At 65.6% G+C, this 17,397-nt stretch carries 18 protein-coding genes; 13 read left to right on the forward strand and 5 right to left on the reverse strand.

Going from position 1 to position 17,397, the window contains the following annotated elements; all coding sequences use genetic code 11:
* Positions 1 to 40: 40 nt before the first annotated feature.
* The 7 genes from exeH (at position 41) to exeN (ending at position 5,540) form a co-directional block, all read left to right on the forward strand.
* Entirely contained in the window at positions 41 to 604 is a 564-nt protein-coding gene (gene exeH / locus KW821_RS11855; protein WP_218291578.1) for a GspH family T2SS minor pseudopilin variant ExeH, read from the forward strand.
* Complete coding sequence (gene exeI / locus KW821_RS11860) at positions 601 to 960, forward strand: GspI family T2SS minor pseudopilin variant ExeI (protein ID WP_084228322.1); 360 nt, start codon at positions 601 to 603, stop codon at positions 958 to 960. The genes exeH and exeI overlap by 4 nt, the downstream gene beginning before the upstream one ends.
* A gap of 143 nt (positions 961 to 1,103) precedes the next feature.
* Positions 1,104 to 1,751 (forward strand): GspJ family T2SS minor pseudopilin variant ExeJ, encoded by a 648-nt coding sequence (exeJ, locus tag KW821_RS11865; protein ID WP_218291579.1) that lies wholly within the window; start codon positions 1,104 to 1,106, stop codon positions 1,749 to 1,751.
* A complete protein-coding gene (gene exeK, locus KW821_RS11870; RefSeq protein ID WP_371317607.1) occupies positions 1,717 to 2,751 on the forward strand; it encodes a GspK family T2SS minor pseudopilin variant ExeK in 1,035 nt (344 codons plus the stop codon). Before exeJ ends, exeK begins: the two co-directional genes overlap by 35 nt.
* Before the next feature lie 156 nt (positions 2,752 to 2,907).
* Positions 2,908 to 4,092 (forward strand): GspL family type II secretion system protein ExeL, encoded by a 1,185-nt coding sequence (gene exeL, locus KW821_RS11875; RefSeq protein WP_218291581.1) that lies wholly within the window; start codon positions 2,908 to 2,910, stop codon positions 4,090 to 4,092.
* A complete protein-coding gene (gene exeM, locus KW821_RS11880) occupies positions 4,089 to 4,580 on the forward strand; it encodes a GspM family type II secretion system protein ExeM (RefSeq protein WP_042653123.1) in 492 nt (163 codons plus the stop codon). Before exeL ends, exeM begins: the two co-directional genes overlap by 4 nt.
* 201 nt (positions 4,581 to 4,781) lie before the next feature.
* Positions 4,782 to 5,540: a type II secretion system protein N gene (exeN, locus tag KW821_RS11885; RefSeq protein ID WP_218291582.1), complete on the forward strand. Its 759-nt coding sequence runs from the start codon at positions 4,782 to 4,784 to the stop codon at positions 5,538 to 5,540.
* 49 nt (positions 5,541 to 5,589) lie between these two features.
* Here the strand turns inward: exeN and KW821_RS11890 are convergent, their stop codons facing one another.
* Positions 5,590 to 6,441: a LuxR C-terminal-related transcriptional regulator gene (locus KW821_RS11890; protein ID WP_218291583.1), complete on the reverse strand. Its 852-nt coding sequence runs from the start codon at positions 6,439 to 6,441 to the stop codon at positions 5,590 to 5,592.
* 143 nt (positions 6,442 to 6,584) lie between these two features.
* Between KW821_RS11890 and tyrS the strand changes: the two genes are divergently transcribed.
* Entirely contained in the window at positions 6,585 to 7,853 is a 1,269-nt protein-coding gene (gene tyrS / locus KW821_RS11895) for a tyrosine--tRNA ligase (protein WP_218291584.1), read from the forward strand.
* Positions 7,854 to 7,922: 69 nt separating this feature from the next.
* Here the strand turns inward: tyrS and yrfG are convergent, their stop codons facing one another.
* Complete coding sequence (yrfG, locus tag KW821_RS11900) at positions 7,923 to 8,591, reverse strand: GMP/IMP nucleotidase (RefSeq protein ID WP_218291585.1); 669 nt, start codon at positions 8,589 to 8,591, stop codon at positions 7,923 to 7,925.
* 153 nt (positions 8,592 to 8,744) lie between these two features.
* On the opposite strand from yrfG, the gene nudE reads away from it, so the two are divergent.
* From nudE to KW821_RS11915, 3 genes are all read left to right on the forward strand, one after another.
* The gene (gene nudE, locus KW821_RS11905) at positions 8,745 to 9,359 is read left to right on the forward strand and encodes an ADP compounds hydrolase NudE (RefSeq protein WP_218291586.1); all 615 of its coding nucleotides are present in this window, start codon (positions 8,745 to 8,747) and stop codon (positions 9,357 to 9,359) included.
* 35 nt (positions 9,360 to 9,394) lie between these two features.
* Complete coding sequence (gene cysQ / locus KW821_RS11910; RefSeq protein WP_218291587.1) at positions 9,395 to 10,207, forward strand: 3'(2'),5'-bisphosphate nucleotidase CysQ; 813 nt, start codon at positions 9,395 to 9,397, stop codon at positions 10,205 to 10,207.
* A gap of 412 nt (positions 10,208 to 10,619) precedes the next feature.
* Positions 10,620 to 11,888 (forward strand): aromatic amino acid transport family protein, encoded by a 1,269-nt coding sequence (locus tag KW821_RS11915; protein WP_218291588.1) that lies wholly within the window; start codon positions 10,620 to 10,622, stop codon positions 11,886 to 11,888.
* A 78-nt stretch (positions 11,889 to 11,966) separates the two neighbouring features.
* On the opposite strand, the gene KW821_RS11920 is transcribed toward KW821_RS11915, so the two are convergent.
* The 3 genes from KW821_RS11920 to metJ form a co-directional block, all read right to left on the reverse strand.
* Positions 11,967 to 12,305, reverse strand: coding sequence for a tRNA-binding protein (locus KW821_RS11920; RefSeq protein ID WP_218291589.1), 339 nt, complete (start codon positions 12,303 to 12,305; stop codon positions 11,967 to 11,969).
* 79 nt (positions 12,306 to 12,384) lie between these two features.
* Positions 12,385 to 13,143, reverse strand: a complete 759-nt coding sequence (locus KW821_RS11925) for an AraC family transcriptional regulator (protein WP_218291590.1) — start codon at positions 13,141 to 13,143, stop codon at positions 12,385 to 12,387.
* A 36-nt stretch (positions 13,144 to 13,179) separates the two neighbouring features.
* Complete coding sequence (gene metJ / locus KW821_RS11930) at positions 13,180 to 13,503, reverse strand: met regulon transcriptional regulator MetJ (protein ID WP_033128908.1); 324 nt, start codon at positions 13,501 to 13,503, stop codon at positions 13,180 to 13,182.
* Positions 13,504 to 13,724: 221 nt separating this feature from the next.
* On the opposite strand from metJ, the gene metB reads away from it, so the two are divergent.
* Together metB and KW821_RS11940 are read left to right on the forward strand one after the other, a co-directional pair.
* Entirely contained in the window at positions 13,725 to 14,888 is a 1,164-nt protein-coding gene (gene metB / locus KW821_RS11935; protein ID WP_218291591.1) for a cystathionine gamma-synthase, read from the forward strand.
* Positions 14,889 to 14,938: 50 nt separating this feature from the next.
* Positions 14,939 to 17,392 (forward strand): bifunctional aspartate kinase/homoserine dehydrogenase II, encoded by a 2,454-nt coding sequence (locus KW821_RS11940; RefSeq protein ID WP_218291592.1) that lies wholly within the window; start codon positions 14,939 to 14,941, stop codon positions 17,390 to 17,392.
* The last annotated feature ends 5 nt before the right edge of the window (positions 17,393 to 17,397 follow it).

The following is a 17,397-nucleotide window of genomic DNA, read 5'->3' on the forward strand; positions in this document are numbered from 1 at the left end:
CTGACTGCGCCGTTCTCCGGATCTTGCTGGCGAGGCTGTCGTGAGGTTGGCGTCGACCCGTCGTCAGGCGGGCTTTACCCTGCTGGAAGTCTTGCTGGTCGCCATGCTGATGGGGCTGGTGGCCACCGCCGTCACCCTCAGCATGGGGGGAGCCAAGGGGGATCGCGAGCTGGACAAGCAGGCGCGCCGTTTCATGGCGACCCTGCAGCAGGCGCAGGAGTATTCGGTGATGGATGGCCGGCTGGTGGGGCTGAGGGTCGAGGAGCGCAGCTGGCAGTTCATGACGCGTGCGGCCAAGGATCGCAAGTGGCGGGCGCTGACCGACGACAAGATCCTCGGCCAGGTCACGCTGCCGGAGGAGATGACGCTGACCATAGCGCTGGAGGGCTTCAGCTGGAAGACCGACTCGGACGAGAAGACCGAGCAGGGACGAGATGAGGAGGAGCGCACCCCCCAGGTGCTGATCTTCCCCGGTGGCGAGCTCACCCCCTTCGTGCTGAGCCTGAGTCAGCAAAATGACGATGAAAAGTATCTGCGCACCGTCAAGGGGGACGAATTTGGTCGCCTCTCCTTGCTGGAAGATGCGGTCGAGGAAGAAGAGTGAAGGCCCGTGGCATGACCTTGCTGGAGGTGATGGTGGCGCTGGCGGTGTTCGCCATCGCCGGGCTGGCGGTGATGAAGACCGCCAGCGAGCATCTCTCCGGCCTCAACTATCTGGAAGAGAAGACGCTGGCGACCTGGGTGGTGGAAAACCAGCTGGTGCAGCAGAAACTCGAGAGCAAGTGGCCCGGCGACAGCTGGGTGGCAGGGGAAGAAGAGATGGCCGGGCAGACCTGGTACTGGCGCTATCGCGGTGTCGCCACCGCCGACAACAATTTCAAGGCGCTGGACGTGGAGGTGCGCACCGAGGCCAAGGCCGAGAGCCCGGTGGCCATGATGCGGACCTATATCAGCCGATGACAGACTTAGCTTCGGCCGCCACGATGCGGCACCCTTATCGTCAGCCGATGACAGACTTCGCTTCGGCCGCCATGAGGCGGCACCGCCATCCTCATCCGCTGAGGCTCATACGCCAGACCGGCTTTACCCTGCCGGAGGGGTCGATGGGGCCATCGCCGACCCCAAGACAGCGTGTTCGTCAGGGGGGCTTCACCCTGTTGGAGATGCTGGTGGCCATCGCCATCTTCGCCAGCCTGAGCATGGGGGCCTATCAGGTGCTGCAGGGGGTACTCACCAGCGACGAGGTGGCCAAGAAGAAAGAGACCCGACTGGCCGAGCTGCAGCTGGCGTTCGGCCTGCTGGAGCGGGATGTCAGCCAGATGGTGCCCCGCAGCGGTCGCAGCGAGGGGGAGAACAACAAGGTGTTGCTGGCGGCGTCCCGTTTCGGCCAGCAGAGCGACGACTGGGGCATGGCCTTCATTCGCGGCGGCTGGCTCAACCCGGACGGCATACTGCCGCGCTCCGGGTTGCAGCGGGTGGGCTGGCGGCTCAAGGATCAGACCCTCGAGAGATTGAGTTACCTCTACCCTGATCCTTCCATCGGCACAGAGCCACGCATCCAGCCCGTGCTGGAACGGGTGACGGCGCTGCGACTCTATTTCTACGACCGTGGGATCTGGAAGGAAGAGTGGACCCAGCGCGACCTGCTGCCCTATGGGCTGGCGGTGGAGCTGGAGCTGGAAGATTATGGCACCATTCGTCGTCAGTTCCTGATCGGTGCCGGTGGCCAGAGGGCGGAAAATGGGCGCTAACCGTCGATCCCGCCCCGGTCGGCAGGGGGGCATGGCGCTGCTGGTGGTGCTGCTCATCCTGTCGGTGATGGTGATCATCGCCAGCAACATGAGTGGCCGGCTGCAGCTCGAGCTGCGCCGCACCAGCAACCTCACCACCGGCAAGCAGGCCTGGTGGTATGCCATGTCGGCCGAGGCGCTGGTGATCAAGGTGCTCAGCCAGGACTTCAAGGACGACCCCGAGGTGGTGAACCTGGGTCAGAACTGGGCCCGAGAGGATGGTGTCTTCCCGGTGGATGACGGTACCCTGTCCGGTCGGGTGCGGGATCTGCAATCCTGCTTCAATCTCAACAGCCTGAGCGTGCCGAAGAAAGACGGGGAAGACGGCGACGATCTGGAGAAGCAGCCTTACCCGGCCAAGGTATTCCGGGCGCTGCTGGCGGAGCTGGAGGTCGACGAATACGAGGCGGTGCAGCTCACCGATGCCATCCGTGACTGGACCGACAAGGACACCCAGCTGGTGTCCAGCCAGGGGGCCGAGGATGCCTATTACGAGGGGCTCAACCCCCCTTATCTGACGGCCAACCAGTGGCTGCTGAGCACGGATGAATTGCGGGCCGTGCGCGGGGTGAGCGGCGCGCTCTATGCGAGGCTGGCCCCCTATGTCTGCGCCCTGCCCAATGACAAGCTGGAGGTGAACATCAACACCATCAAGCCGGCGCGGGCGGCCCTGCTGGTCGGCCTCTATCAGGGCAGGATCGGGATCGACGAGGCCAGGCAGGCGCTGAGCGGCCGTCCCCAGAAGGGCTGGAAGGAGAAGAAGGAGCTGACGGATCAACTCCAGGTGCTATCGAGCACCATCCCTGGACTCGACGCCGCACTGGTCATCAAGAGCAATTACTTCGAGGCCAGCCTGCTGGCCGAGGTGGGTGATGCACGGGCCCGGCTGGAGACGGTATTCCAGCGCGGCAAGGACAACAAGCTGGTGATGCTGCGCCGTCTGAACAACGGCGCCGAATAGCAGGCCGTCGTGCCCTGGCGGCAATGACAATGCGACATAACAGGGCAGACGGTGGCCACAGGCCGCCGTCTGCCCGTCCCTAATCTGGACTGCAGCCCTAGGCTGCGGCCCCGCCCATCGACAAGGATGCCGGCGGGCATGGCAGGAGAACTATTTGTGAGCGAGAGTCTGGTCATCCGTCTGGGGACCAATGCGCAGCAGCCGGTGCACTGGTTGGTCTGGTCGACTCAGGAGCAGGAGATCATCGCCTCCGGCACCCTGGCATCCGCCCATGGACTGGGGGAGCTGCGCGAGCGGGCCGGTGGCCGCCCCGTGGTGACCCTGGTGCCGGGCAGCGATCTCATCTTCCGGCGGGTCAGCCTGCCGGGTAAATACAACCGTCAGGCCGCGGCGGCCCTGCCATACCTGCTGGAGGAGCAGATCGCCTCAGATGTGGAGGCGCTGCACCTGGTGGTGCTGGCTCATCAGGGCCACGACGTGGACCTGATGGCGGTGGACAAGGTGAAGATGCAGGGCTGGCTCGACTGGCTGCAGCAGGCGGGGCTCACCAGTCTGCAGCTGCTGCCGGATGTGCTGGCACTGCCGCTCGCCAGTGATGGCTGGTCGGCCTTGCAACTGGGGGAGGAGTGGCTGCTGCGCCAGGGCCCCTGCCAGGGCATAGTGGCGGAGGAGTCGCTGCTGGCCATGCTGCTGGCGGCCCAGGCCGAACCCGTCACCATCCACACCCATACCCCGGCTCCCGCCATCCCGGCCGCCAACTGGCAGGCGGCGGATCCCGAGCTGCCCATGCTGCTGCTGGCCAAGGGAGCGCTCGGCTGCCAGGCCAACCTGTTGCAGGGGCCTTATCGACCCCAGACCGAATACTCCCGTTATTGGCTGCAGTGGCGCAAGGTGGCCGTGGTGGCGGGGCTGCTGCTGCTGGTGGCGATGACCCAGCGCGGGGTGCATCTCTATCAGCTGGCGGAGCAGGACAAGGCGCTCAAGGCCGAGATCCGGCAGGTCTATACCCGGATCTTCCCGGGGGAGACCCGCATCGTCAACGTCCGCAGCCAGATGGCCCAGCACCTCAAGTTGATGGGACAGGCCCCGCAGGATGGGGTCTTGCTGCTGCTGACCGAGCTGGCCCCGGTGTTCGCCGAGGTGCCCGGTCTCAAGCCCGAGGTGTTGCGCTTCGATGCGGCGCGTGGCGAGCTGAGGTTGCAGGTCACCGCCCCCGGTTTCACCGAGATAGAGCGCTTCCGCGAGCTGGCGGGCAAGCGCTTCGAGGTGCAGCAGGGAGAGGTGCGCAGCACCGAGGGCAAGGTCGAAGGGGCACTGGTACTCAAGGGTAAATCATCATGATGGACAAACTGCAAGGCTGGTGGCGTGGCATCAGCACCCGCGAGCAGCGGCTGGTGGCCGTGGGGGGCGGCATCTTCCTGATCGGGCTCTGCTACTGGCTCATCTGGCAGCCGGTGGCCAACCGCATCGCCGAGCGTGAGCGGCAGGTGATCAACCAGCAGCAGACCCTGGCCTGGTTGAAGGAGAAGGGGCAGGATGTGCTGGCGATGCAGGCCGGCAGCGGCCGCCAGATCGACACCAGCGGCACCCTGGACGGGGTGGTGAACCGCACCGCCTTCAACCAGAAGATCAAGATAGCCCGGCTGCAACCCCAGGGGCAGGAGCTGCAGGTGTGGATCGATACGGTTCCCTTCGATGACTTGCTGCTCTGGCTGGCGACCCTCTCCGATCAGCACGGGGTGCAGGTGCAGATCATCGAGGTGGCCCGTGAAAATCTGGCGCCGGGCCTGGTCAAGGTCAGACGCCTGCAGCTGAGTCGCCCTCTATGACGCTGACTGTTCTGATTGCCGGCCTGTTTCTGATGGCCTCTCTCGGTAATCTGGCACCGGGCCTGGTCAAGGTCAGATGCCTGCAACTGAGTCGCCCTCTATGATACTGGCTGTCCTGATTGCCGGCCCGTTTCTGATGGCCAGTCCCGGTCTGGTGCCGGGGCGGGTCAAGGTCAACCCCTTGCCGTCGAGTCGTTTCCAATGAAGCAAAGAGTTCTGATTGCCAGCCTGTTCCTGCTGACCTATCTCGGGTTCCTGCTGGCGCAGCTGCCCGCCACCCTGGTGGTCCGTTATCTGCCCCTGCCGGCCAATCAGGTGCGGCTGGAAGGGGTGAGCGGCACCCTCTGGAGTGGCCAGGTGGCCCGCCTGCAATACGCCAGCGAGTCGCTCACCCAGCTGCGCTGGGATCTCAATGGCTGGTCGCTGCTGCGCCTCGCCCCCGAGCTCTCCCTGCGCTTCGGCGATCGCTCTGGCCTCAACGGGCAGGGGGTGATCGGCTGGAACGGTGCGGCCTTCGGCCGTGACATCACCCTCAACGCCCCCGCGCCCTGGGTGCTGGAGCGGGTGCCCATGCGGTCACCCTTCCCCCTGACGGCGGTGGGCCAGCTGCAGCTCAAGGTCGATCAGTTCGCCCAGGGCAATCCCTGGTGTGAGGAGCTCTACGGCAACCTGCACTGGTACGGCGCCGAGGCGGACACTCCGGCCGGCAAGCTGCAGCTGGGGGATCCCGAGGTCAAGCTGACCTGTCTCGACTCCCGGCTGGTGGCCGAGATCAAGCAGGGCTCGGAGGCGGTACAGGTGCTGGGCAAGCTGGAGCTGCAGGCCAATCGCCAGTACCTGTTTCAGGGCACACTCAAGCCGGGCCCAGAGCTGCCGGATCAGATGAAGCAGGGGCTGCCCTTCCTCGGCCAGCCCGATGGCCAGGGGCGCTTCCCGCTGCGTTATCAGGGCCGGATCTGAGCCAGACCGCCGCTGACCATCATCACCCCGCCCCGGCGGGGTGATGTCGTTATGAGGCCGGCATCTGGCCCTGTCCCGGCGTGGTGATCAGGTGATTCAGAAAGAAGCCGAACAGCTCGGCCCGGGAGCCGAGGCGCAGCTTGCCGTAGAGGTGCTTGCGGTGATTCTTCACCGTGCCGCTGCCAATGCCGAGTTCGGCCGCAATGGCCTCGGTATCCAGCCCCTGCAGCAGCAGGCTCGCCACCTGCCGCTCCCGGCGGGTGAGCAGATCCCCGCCGACACTGGCCATCGCCCGGGCAATTGCCACCTTGAGGGTGGCGCCGTCCTGCCCAGTTGCCTCACTGCCGGCGGCACTTGTCGCGATACTCTTGGCGGCACTCTCCGCCAGCAGGGGCTGGGGCTGCTGCCAGTGCTGGCGGCAGAGGGAGTGGATCAGCGGAAACAGCTCCTCCAGCCGGGCCCGCTCGCTCGGGCGCAGGGCGCGGCGCTGGCCGAGTCGGCCCAGGAACAGCATCAGCGTCAGCCCTTCGCGTATCGGCAGGATCAGCCCCACCTCCTCCTGCCAGCCGGTTGCCTGATAGAAGCGCCGGCGATAGTCCGGATCTAGGGCTCCGTTGGACAGCTCCGCCAGGGTCCAGACCCCGGCACTTAACCCGCGCGCCAGCGCCTGCATAAAGGGATCCTGGCCGAAGTGGCCGGTGAGATAGCGGTCGAACAGCAGCTCCCGCTGATGGCTCAGATTGTCGTAGAGATAGAGAGGGCGCTGGCCAACCCCGAGCAGCAGGGCGCAGTCGAACGCCACCTGGCGCTGGATGAGGTGCACCAGCGTGGCCGGGAAGGCGCTGCCGTGCAGGGCATCGACGACGGCGGTCAGATCTGTGGTGAGGGCGGCGCTGGTCATGGTGGGCTCCGGGGCAGGGGGCCACGCGGCCCCATTCGGCTGGCATGCTAGCACGGTGGTGACAAAACTGTCCCCTGGGGGACATGGTCGCGTTCACGTCGAACGGCGAGGATGGCGGCTTTTCCTCTGCCGTTGGAGACCCCATGTTCAACCCCCATCTGCTGGACGAGCTGAGCCAGCGCGGGCTTGTCGCCCAGAATTCCGACCCCGTCGCCCTGCGCGATCATCTGGCCGCGCCGCGCACCCTCTATTGCGGCTTCGATCCCACCGCCGGCAGCCTGCACATCGGCCACCTGGTGCCACTCCTGATGCTGCGCCGCTTCCAGCTTGCCGGTCACATTCCGGTGGCGCTGGTGGGCGGCGCCACCGGCCTCATCGGCGATCCCAGTTTCAAGGCGAGCGAGCGCAGCCTCAACAGTGGCGAGACGGTGCAGGGCTGGGTCGCCAGCCTGTCGGCCCAGATAGAGGCGCTGCTGCCCGCCGGCGACGGGCTGGCGACGCCCAGACTGGTTAACAACGCCGACTGGATGGGGCAGATGTCGGCCCTCGATTTCCTGCGCGACATCGGCAAGCACTTCTCGGTCAACGCCATGCTGGCGCGGGAATCGGTGCGCCAGCGGCTGGCCCGCCCGGAGCAGGGCATCTCCTTCACCGAGTTCGCCTACGCGCTGCTGCAGTCCCAGGACTTCGCCGTGCTCCATGAGCGGCTCGGCTGCACCCTGCAGATCGGCGGTAACGATCAGTGGGGCAACATCACCGGCGGCATGGATCTCACCCGCCGCCTGCACCGGGCCCAGGTCTATGGCATGACGCTGCCGCTCATCACCAAGGCGGATGGCACCAAGTTCGGCAAGACCGAGGGGGGCGCTATCTGGCTGGATCCGGCGCTTACCTCGCCCTACGCCTTCCATCAGTTCTGGCTCGGCACGGCGGACGAGGACGTCTATCGCTTCCTGCGCTACTACAGCCTGATGCCGCTCGCGGCCATCGAGGCGCTGGAGGCGGAAGACGCCAGGCGGGAGGGGCGCAAGCAGGCGCAGCAGGTGCTGGCGGACGAGTTGACCGAGCTGGTACACGGCAAGGGGGCGCTGGCGGCGGCGCGGCGCATCGGCGAGCTGCTGTTTTGTGGCGAGGTGGCCCGCCTGAGGGAGAGTGATCTTGCCCAGCTGGCGCAGGATGGCATGCCGAGTTGTCGGGTGGAGGGGGCGCAGGATCTGATCAGCCTGCTGGTGGCATGCGGCCTGGCCGGTTCCCGCCGCATCGCCCGCGAGCTGCTGGCGGCGGGGGCCATCAGCCTCAACGGGGCGCTCAGGCAGGATGAGCGGCTGGCTCAGGGCGAGCGGTTGTTTGGTCGTTACCTGCTGCTGCGCCGTGGCAAGAAGCAGTATCAGCTGGTGGAGTGGCTGGACTGAGGCGGCAGCGGCGCGAGCATGACAAGGGCCGCCTGGGCAGCCCTTGTTATTGCGTGATCGCCGGCAGATTCAGACTGCCAGCGGCAGCAGCTCGGCGTAGTCACGGATCGCCGGGAAGGCGGTGATCTGCTGCTCGGGTTGGCGGCTGTCCGGGTTCTGGATGGCGAGTCTATGGCCGATGCCGTAGTCGGCGGCGGCCCGCAGGATCCGCTCGCTGTCATCGACGAACAGGGTGCGAGCCGGATCGAACGCCAGCCGCTCGGCCAGCGCCTGCCAGCATTGCTGACTCTCCTTCGACCAGCCCAGCTCGTGGGTGCTGACCATCAGATCCAGGTGCGCGCCCAGGCCGAGCCGCGCCTCCTTGACCGAGAGGCTGGCGGGGTGGGCGTTGGTGAACAGCACCAGCTGCTTGCCCGCCGCGCGCAGGGCGGCCAGGAAGGGGATGGCGTTGGGCCGCCACTGGATCTTCTCCAGGATCTCCTGCTTGAGGGCGCGGATGTCCAGCCCCAGGGTCAGGCTCCAGTAGTCCACGCAGTACCAGTCGAGGGTGCCGCTGACCGCCTGAGCGTGGGCATCCATTTGTGCCCTGGCCTCGGCCAGCGGCAACCCGAGACGCTCGGCGTAACGCTGTGGCACCAGCTGCTGCCAGAGGTGGCTGTCAAAATGGAGATCGATCAGGGTGCCATCCATATCGAGCAGAACGGTATCTATCTGGTGCCAGGGCAGTGGGGTCGGCATGGAAGCTCTCTTGGTGTCACGCAGGGCGCTGAAAAAGGAGCGTCACTATAACGTATTTTTCCGGCATCTTTCCCCGCCTTGCCCCGTGGTGTTCGGGGTGGGAGTCGTTTACTCTTGAAGCACTATTTTTTAACCGGCAATCAGCGCCCGACGATGGATCATAACAAGAGCAAACCCGAGCGACTCGAAGCCGAGATGATGGATCAGGACAAGCGCAAACCCGTCATCCTCAGCGCCGAGATCGTGGCCGAGAGCCGCCTGTTCAAGGTGGAGTCCCTGCATCTGAAATTCTCCAACGGCGAGGAGCGGGTCTACGAGCGGATGCGCGGTGGCAACAGAGGCGCCGTCATGGTGGTGCCGCTGTTCGACGCGCACACCCTGCTGCTGGTGCGCGAATACGCGGCGGGCACCCACTCTTACGAGCTCGGCTTCCCCAAGGGGCTGATCGATCCGGGTGAGAATGCCTTAGAGGCGGGCAACCGGGAGCTGATGGAGGAGGCGGGCTTCGGCGCCCACAGCCTGATCCCCCTCAAGCAGGTGTCGCTGGCCCCCGGCTACTTCTCCAGCCGGATGGATATCCTGTTGGCCCGGGATCTCTTCCCCGAGCAGCGCATCGGCGACGAGCCGGAGCCGCTCGAGGTGATCCCCTGGCCGCTCAACCGCATCGACGAATTGCTGGCGCGCCCCGACTTCACCGAGTCGCGCAGCATCAGTGCCCTGCTGCTGGCCCAGAAGTGGCTGGCGGAGCAGGAGAAGAAGCGCCCATAAGGGCATAAAGGGTAATAAAAACAGAGGGTAGCAAGATGCAGGAGTTGTTGGCCTGGGTGCCTGGGGTCAAGGAGATCGCCCGTGAAGCGGGTCGGATCCTTCACGAAATCTATCACGGCGGTCAGTTCGAGCGTCAGCTGAAGGAGGATGCGACCCCGGTCACCAGTGCCGATCTTGCTGCCGATGCCTACCTCAAGGGGGCGCTGTCGGCGCTCACTCCCCATGTTCCCGTGCTGACCGAAGAGGCGGCCGATGTGCCCTTCAGCCAGCGATCCAACTGGCGGCAGTACTGGCTGGTAGATCCCCTCGACGGCACCGGCGAGTTTATCGCCGGCAGCGGCGACTTCGCCACCCTGATCGCCCTGGTACGGGACAACGTGCCTGTGCTCGGCGTCATCTATGCCCCGGAATCCGACGTGCTCTACTGGGCGGTGCGCGGCCACGGCGCCTTCAAGGAGGTGGGGGGCGAGATCTATCCCATCAGCGCCATGCACCATGAACACGATCTGCCGGATGCGCTGGTGGTGGCCATCAGCCGGCGCCAGAAGCTGGAGAGGCTGACCCGCCGTCTCAACCCCGCCATCAACTACGAGCTGATCCCGCTCGGCTCCAGCTCCCTCAAGTCCTGCCTGGTGGCGGAGGGGGCCGCCGACTGCTATGTGCGGCTCGGCCCCACCGGCGAGTGGGACACCGCCGCCGCCCAGTGCATCGTCGAGGCGGCCGGTGGCCGCATCCTCAGCCTGACCCTGCAGCCGCTGAGCTACAACGAAACGGAGTCGCTGGAGAACCCTGACTTCATCGTGATGGGGGATCCGGATCTCGACTGGGGCAAGATACTGGTGCACTGAGCCGGCTGAAAAATCACCGCTGATCAGCAATCAGGCGACCTCGGGGTCGCCTGATTGTTTGGTGTGATCCGCTGGTTATATCCGTGATGAGCAGGGATATCCGCTACCTAATCGCGAAGATAACAGTGGATCATCACAAGGGCGCCATGAGAATTGGCATATTTTTCAGGTAATCCTGCAAACTCAAGTTTGGTCAAAATAAAAAAATGGATATGGATCTTATTTTGGTTCTATATATCACAAAGTTGCCAATTTGTAGTTTTACAGGATTCCGTGATCCAGATCCTGTTCCCAATCTCACTGGCCCGAGCCCGTAATGGTAGTGATATGTTTCAGTGCCGCGTTTTGAGAATTAAATTCGGATAAACCACAATATGTGCAGATTAAAATACTGACCATAAGTGAATTATCGATGAGTTTATCTGCAGAGGTTACCAAGGAGCTGTCTGGTTCCCAGCCAGCCATCGCCATCAGCAGCTGGCGCCGTCATGACACCCACTGGGTGATCAGCCTGTTTGGCACCGCCGTCGGCGCGGGCATCCTGTTCTTGCCCATCAACCTGGGTCTCGGCGGGATCTGGCCCCTGCTCATAGTAGCCGTGCTGGCCGGTCCCATGACCTTCCTGGCACACCGCGGGCTGGCCCGCTTCGTGTTGTCCTCCTCCCGTCCCCAGGCCGATTTCACCGAGGTGGCGGAGGAGCACTTCGGCAAGATGGCTGGCCGCCTCATCTCGGCGCTCTACTTCCTCTCCATCTTCCCCATCTTGCTCATCTACGGGGTGGGGCTGACCAACACGGTGGAGAGCTTCATGGTCAACCAGCTCGGCATGGCGACCCCGAACCGGGTGATGCTGTCCGGGCTGCTGGTGTTTGCCATGATCGCGGTGATGATGGCCGGCGAGAAGGCGATGCTGCGGGCCTTCGCCTTCATGGTCTATCCGCTGGCGGCCATCCTGGCGGCGCTCTCCTGCTACCTGATCCCCCAGTGGCACTGGCCGGAGGTGACCGCCTTCGACGGCGCCAGCTTCCTCAACACCGTCTGGTTGGCGCTGCCGGTGACCGTCTTCGCCTTCAGCCACGCCGCCGCCATCTCCGGCTTCGCCAACGTGCAGCGCCGTGAATATGGCGAGCAGGCGGAGGCCAAGAGCGGCCTGATCCTGCGCAACACCACCGTCATGCTGGTGGGCTTCGTGCTGTTCTTCGTCTTCTCCTGCGTGCTGAGCCTCTCCCCGCTGCAGCTGGCCGAGGCCAAGGCCCAGAACGTCTCCGTGCTCTCCTATCTCGCCAACATCACCGACAACCCGGTGATCATCACCCTGGGACCGCTCATCGCCTTCATCGCCATCAGCTCCTCCTTCCTCGGCCACTTCCTGGGGGCGCGGGAGAGCCTCAAGAGCCTGATCGCCAAGCCCACCGGCCTGTCGATTGCGAAGGCGGACAGGCTCGGCATAGCGCTGATGTTCTTCGCTATCTGGGGGGCGGCGGTGATCAACCCCGGCATCCTCGGCCTGATGGAGACCCTCTCCGGCCCCGTCATCGCCATGATCCTGTTCATCATGCCGGTGGTGGCCATCTACAGGGTGGAGGCGCTGGCCCGCTTCCGTCAGGGCTGGGTGAACGGCTTCATCCTGTTGACCGGGTCGCTGGCAGTGTCGGCGCTGATCTTTAGCCTGCTGAAGTAAGGGCACGGCGCTTCGCGCTAGGCCCATCAACGCAAAGAGGCGACCCCGGGGTCGCCTCTTTGCGTTCTGGTTGCGCGCTCAGCCCAGCTTGGCGCCGTTCTCCACCGCCTGCTCCGGGATGGCCATCACCACGGCGCCGTCGGCCCGGTAGAAGCCGGTCAGCAGAAACTCCGACTGGATGGGGCCTATCTGCTTGGGCGGGAAGTTCACCACCGCGACTATCTGGCGTCCCACCAGCTCTTCCGCTTGATAGAGGTCCGTGATCTGGGCGCTGCTCTTGCGCACCCCGAGCTCTGGCCCGAAATCGGCCCACACCTTGTAGGCGGGCTTGCGCGCCTCGGGGAAGGGCTCGACCCGCACCAGGGTGCCCACCCTCAGCTCCACCATCTCGAACTCTTGCCAGCTTATGGTCTGCATCTACTCTCCTCGCGTGTCGTCCATGTCCGCCAGCATGCCCGATCTCGCCACGGCTTGTCTTCGGCGCAGAGCCGGCGCGTTACGGCAGCCGGCCGTTTTGCTGGCGCCAGGCCGAGGGGGTCAGCCCGGTCTCGGCCAGGAAGCGTTCGGCGAAGGCCCCCTGATTCTGGTAACCGACCCGGCAGGCGATGTCGCCGATGGGCAGGGCGCTCTGGCTCAGCAGGGTGCGCGCCAGCGCCATACGCCGCCCCCGGATGTAATGGGAGACGCTCATGCCGAGCTGCTGGCGAAAGGCGTGCTTGAACTGGCTCTGGCCGAGGCAGGCGATGGCGGCGAGTCGCTCGTTGTCGAGCGGCTCGGCGAGGTGGGTCTCGATGTGGCGCTGCACCCTCGCGATGCGGGGGGCGATGCGGGTCGCCATGGCCGGGCCCATGCCCTGTGACTCGGCCAGCAGCCCGAGCCAGACCTGCTCCATGCCGGCCACCTGCCGACCCTCTGCCACCATCCGGTGCAGGAAGGCGAGGTAGTGGCGCTGGGGCTCGTCCAGCGCGATGAAGGGCTGGCCAGCGAGCGCCTCCGGCAGCCAGGAGCTCTCCTGCACCAGGAAGGAGAGCGCCGGATCGGCCGCGAAGTCGTGCCGCTCGCCGGGGGCTATCACGCAGGCGAAGCCGGGCGCCAGCCTGCGCCCCTGGCCCTGCACCTCTATTTCGATGGGGCCGTCGAGGGGGATCACCAGCTGGGCGAAGTCGTGGCTGTGGCTGCTGATGTCGCTCTGGTAGCGGCGCAGGCTGAAGGGGGGTGGGGCAGATGGCAATGACGCGGCCCGGGGCCGCGTCATCGAAGAAAGATCGCTCTTTGGCATAGGCTGAGAGGATTATTCGACGTCGAAATCTTCGATCTCTTTGCCCAGCGCTTCCATGATGGCGCGCGCCTCGGCAGGGACGCTGTCCGGATGGTCCTTGCGCAAGTCGTCGTCACCGGGCAGCGGCTGGCCGGTAAACGCGTGCAGGAAGGCCTCACAGAGCAGCTCGCTGTTGGTCGCATGACGCAGGTTGTTCACCTGGCGACGGGTGCGCTCATCGGTCAACACCTTCAGCACCTTGAGCGGGATCGAGACGGTAATCTTCTTGACCTGTTCGCTCTTCTTACCGTGTTCCGCATAGGGGCTGACGTAGTCGCCGTTCCACTCTGTACCCATGATTCACCTGTTCTCATTTGGCCGTGAGCGCGGATTTTAACCCTTAAGGTATTCAATGGCAATCCAACGGCAAAGCCATTTAGACGTCTGGAAGTGTTGACGGCTTTTTTGTGCTGGCGTAAGGTGGTTCACCATGGGCTGGCGATAGGGCCGGCCATGGCGGGAACGGGTGTGGCAGAGTCAAGGCGGCCATCGTCCAGAGACAGATCAAGGAGAGTGAGATGACCCACAAGGCCACCCGGGCGGTACGCACCGGGATTGAGACAGACACACAGCACGGCGCCGTGGTGCCGCCCATTTACCTCTCCAGCAACTACACCTTTGCCGACTTCGGCGAGCCCCGTCAATACGATTATGCCCGCTCCGGCAACCCGACCCGCTCCAACCTGGCGGACGCGCTGGCGGCGCTGGAAGGGGGGGCGGGCGCCGTGGTGACCGGCACCGGCATGGGCGCCGTGCACCTGGTGACCACGGCCCTGCTCAAGGCGGGTGATCTGCTGCTGGCCCCCCACGACTGCTACGGCGGCACCTGGCGCCTGTTCGAGTATCTGGCGGCCAAGGGCCACTACCGGGTGCAGTTCGTCGATCAGGGGGATGCCGTCGCCCTGGCCGCGGCGCTGGCGCAGAAGCCGGCGCTGGTGTGGGTCGAGACCCCCTCCAACCCGCTGCTGCGGGTGGTGGATGTGGCCGCCATCGCCGCCGCCGCCCACGAGGTGGGCGCCCAGGTGGTGGTGGACAACACCTTCCTCTCCCCGCTGCTGCAGCAACCGCTGGCGCTGGGGGCGGACGTGGTGGTGCATTCCACCACCAAGTACATCAACGGTCACTCCGACGTGGTGGGGGGCGTCGCCATCGCCAAGGAGCCCGCGCTCGCCGACTCCCTGGTGTGGTGGGCCAACTGCCTCGGCCTGACCAGCGGGGCCTTCGACTCCTACCTCACCCTGCGCGGGTTGCGCACCCTGGCCCCCAGGCTGCGCACCCATCAGGAGAACACGGATCGCATCCTCGCCTTCCTGCAGCAGCAGCCGCTGGTCAAACAGATCTACCACCCCAGCCTGCCGAGCCATCCGGGTCACGAGATTGCGCGCCGTCAACAGTCCGGCTTCGGCGCCATGCTAAGTTTTGAGCTCGACTGCGACGAGGCGGGGCTGCGCGCCTTCCTCGAGGCACTGACCCTGTTCTCGGTGGCCGAGTCCCTCGGCGGGGTGGAGAGCCTGGTGGCCCATCCGGCCAGCATGACCCACAGGGCCATGACCCCGGCGGCCCAGCAGGCGGCGGGCATCAGCGCCCAGCTGCTGCGCCTCTCGGTGGGCATAGAACACGGTGACGATTTGGTGGCCGATCTGGCCCAGGCGTTTGCCAAGGCGCAGCGGGTCGGGCAATGACCCGGCCGCAGACAGCAAAGACAGAATAAAACGGAACAGGCGGTGAAGTAATGGAACAGCAGCAAGGAGAGAGCGCGGTGGCGGTACAGACAGGGTTGAAGCGGCGTCATGTGCACAAGTTTGGGGGCAGCAGCCTGGCGGATCCGGTCTGCTATCGCCGGGTCGCCACCATAGTCGAGCAGCAGGTCGGCGGTCAGGAGCTGGTCGTGGTCTCCGCCGCCGGCAAGACCACCAACCGCCTGATCCAGCTGGTGGAGCTGGCCGAGGCGGGGGACGAGGCCGCCGGTGAGGCCATCTCGGCGCTGCAATCCTATCAGCAGAGCCTGATCGACGGCCTGCTGGAGGGGGAGTGGCAGCTCGACCTGAGCCGGCAGCTGGCCGATGACGTGCAGTTCATCGGCAAGACCCTGGAGGGACAGTTCGATCGCTTCGCCCGCAACGGCCTGCTCGCCTTCGGCGAGGTGTGGTCGGCGCGCCTGCTGGCCGCCCTGCTCAGCAGCCGCGGCGAGCCCGCCATCTGGCTCGACGCCCGCAGCTTCCTGCGTGCCGAGGACGGCGCCCTGGTCAAGGTGGATACCGCCATCTCCAGCGAGCTGCTCAAGGCCCGTCTGGCCGAGCATGCCGGCCGCATCGTGGTGACCGGCTTCATCGCCGCGGATCTGGAAGGAAGATCCCTGCTGCTCGGCCGCAACGGCTCCGACTACAGCGCCAGCCTGTTGGCGGCGCTGGCGGACGGGGAATCCACCACCATCTGGAGCGACGTGGCCGGAGTTTACAGCGCGGATCCGCGCCGGGTGAAGGAGGCGCGCCTGCTGGAGCGACTCAGCCTGGCCGAGGCCAACGAGCTGGCCCGCCTCGGCTCCCCGGTGCTGCACTCGCGCACCCTGCAGCCGGTGGCCGACAGCCGTCAGCGCCTCACCCTGCGCTGCAGCTACAACCCGGACGAGGGCTGTACCCACATACTGCGCCGCGCGCCGCGCTCCGGCGGGGCACGCATCGTCTCCTCGGTGGATCAGATAGCGCTCATCGAACTCAAGGTGCTGCCGCAGACCAGTTATGAGCAGACGGTGGCCACGATCGAGGCGCATCTGGCCCGCCATCGCCTCAACCCGCTCACCCTGCAGCGCCAGCCGGATCGGCGGGTGCTGCGCCTCGCCTACACGCTCGAAGTAGCAGAAGGGGCCTTCGAGATCCTGCGCGACTTCCAGCTGCAGGGCAACTTCACCGGCCTCATCCAGAAGGAGGGCTACAGCCTGGTGGCCCTGGTCGGCGCCGGGGTGACCGACAACGCCGAGCAGTGTCACCGCTTCTATCAGCTGCTGGCGGATCAGCCGCTGGAGTTCGTGCAGGTGGCCAGAGACGGCCTGAGCCTGGTGGCGGTGCTGCGCCAGGTGGTGCTGGAGCCGCTGCTCATCGCCCTGCACGGCGCCCTGTTCAGCCGCCCGACCCGGGTCGGCCTGGTGCTGTTTGGCAAGGGCAACATCGGCGGCCACTGGCTGAGCCTCTATGGCCGCGAGAAGGCACGGCTCGAGCACGAGCTCAACCTGACCCTGACCCTGTACGGGGTGTTCAACTCGCAAGGGGGCGTGCTGGACGAGGAGGGGCTGGATCCGCTCAAGGTGCGGGACAACTTCAATCCCAGGCCGCTGATCTGGCCAGAGCTGCTCTCCCAGCTGGAGCAACATGGCTTTGACAGCCTGATCGCGCTCGATCTCACCGCCAGCGAGACGGTGAGCCGCTATTATCCTGACTTCGCCCAGCTCGGTTGCCACATCATCGCCGCCAACAAGTTTGCCGGCGCCGCCGAGAGCGAGTTCTACCAGCGCATCAAGCAGACTTGCCGCGATCACCAGGTGCAGTGGCGCTACAACGCCACCGTCGGCGCCGGTCTGCCCATCCAGTCCAGCATCCAGATGCTGCGCCAGAGCGGCGATCGCATCCAGGGGGTCTCCGGTATCTTCTCCGGCACCCTCTCCTGGCTGTTCCAGCAGTACGATGGCAGCCGCCCCTTCTCCGAGCTGGTGGACGAGGCCTGGCAGCACGGCCTGACCGAGCCGGATCCCCGCGAGGATCTCTCCGGCCAGGACGTGCGCCGCAAGCTGCTGATCCTGGCGCGGGAGGCGGGCTTCGAGCTCGACTCCGCCGACATCGAGCTGGAGAACCTGGTGCCTGTGGCCCTGCGCAAGGCAAGCACGGATCAGTTCATGGACAGGCTAAAGGAACTGGATGATCCCATCCAGAGCGCGTTCGAGGGGGCCCGCCGGGTCGGCAAGGTGCTGCGCTACGTCGCCCGCTTCGAGCATGACGGCAAGGCGCGGGTCGGGCTTGAGACCCTGGAGCCGCACCATCCGTTCGCAAACCTCTTGCCCTGCGACAACGTGTTCGCCATCGAGAGCGACAGCTATCGCACCAACCCGCTGGTCATTCAGGGGCCGGGGGCGGGGCGCGAGGTGACGGCGGCGGCCATCCAGTACGATCTCTGGCAGATCTGCGCCAGCCTCTGAGGGGC

Source organism: Aeromonas sp. sif2416, from assembly GCF_019218665.1.
In the GTDB taxonomy this organism is placed as follows: Bacteria; Pseudomonadota; Gammaproteobacteria; order Enterobacterales; family Aeromonadaceae; genus Aeromonas; species Aeromonas encheleia.

Bases quoted from the DNA above. Each gene is read 5' to 3' on its own strand.
- nudE (WP_218291586.1), top strand. From the start codon at position 8,745: ATGGATCATAACAAGAGCAAACCCGAGCGACTCGAAGCCGAGATGATG.
- tyrS (WP_218291584.1), top strand. From the start codon at position 6,585: ATGTTCAACCCCCATCTGCTGGACGAGCTGAGCCAGCGCGGGCTTGTC.
- exeJ (WP_218291579.1), top strand. From the start codon at position 1,104: ATGGGGCCATCGCCGACCCCAAGACAGCGTGTTCGTCAGGGGGGCTTC.
- metJ (WP_033128908.1), bottom strand. From the start codon at position 13,503: ATGGGTACAGAGTGGAACGGCGACTACGTCAGCCCCTATGCGGAACAC.
- exeN (WP_218291582.1), top strand. From the start codon at position 4,782: ATGAAGCAAAGAGTTCTGATTGCCAGCCTGTTCCTGCTGACCTATCTC.
- exeM (WP_042653123.1), top strand. From the start codon at position 4,089: ATGATGGACAAACTGCAAGGCTGGTGGCGTGGCATCAGCACCCGCGAG.
- KW821_RS11915 (WP_218291588.1), top strand. From the start codon at position 10,620: ATGAGTTTATCTGCAGAGGTTACCAAGGAGCTGTCTGGTTCCCAGCCA.
- yrfG (WP_218291585.1), bottom strand. From the start codon at position 8,591: ATGCCGACCCCACTGCCCTGGCACCAGATAGATACCGTTCTGCTCGAT.
- KW821_RS11920 (WP_218291589.1), bottom strand. From the start codon at position 12,305: ATGCAGACCATAAGCTGGCAAGAGTTCGAGATGGTGGAGCTGAGGGTG.
- KW821_RS11925 (WP_218291590.1), bottom strand. From the start codon at position 13,143: ATGACGCGGCCCCGGGCCGCGTCATTGCCATCTGCCCCACCCCCCTTC.
- KW821_RS11940 (WP_218291592.1), top strand. From the start codon at position 14,939: ATGGAACAGCAGCAAGGAGAGAGCGCGGTGGCGGTACAGACAGGGTTG.
- KW821_RS11890 (WP_218291583.1), bottom strand. From the start codon at position 6,441: ATGACCAGCGCCGCCCTCACCACAGATCTGACCGCCGTCGTCGATGCC.
- metB (WP_218291591.1), top strand. From the start codon at position 13,725: ATGACCCACAAGGCCACCCGGGCGGTACGCACCGGGATTGAGACAGAC.
- cysQ (WP_218291587.1), top strand. From the start codon at position 9,395: ATGCAGGAGTTGTTGGCCTGGGTGCCTGGGGTCAAGGAGATCGCCCGT.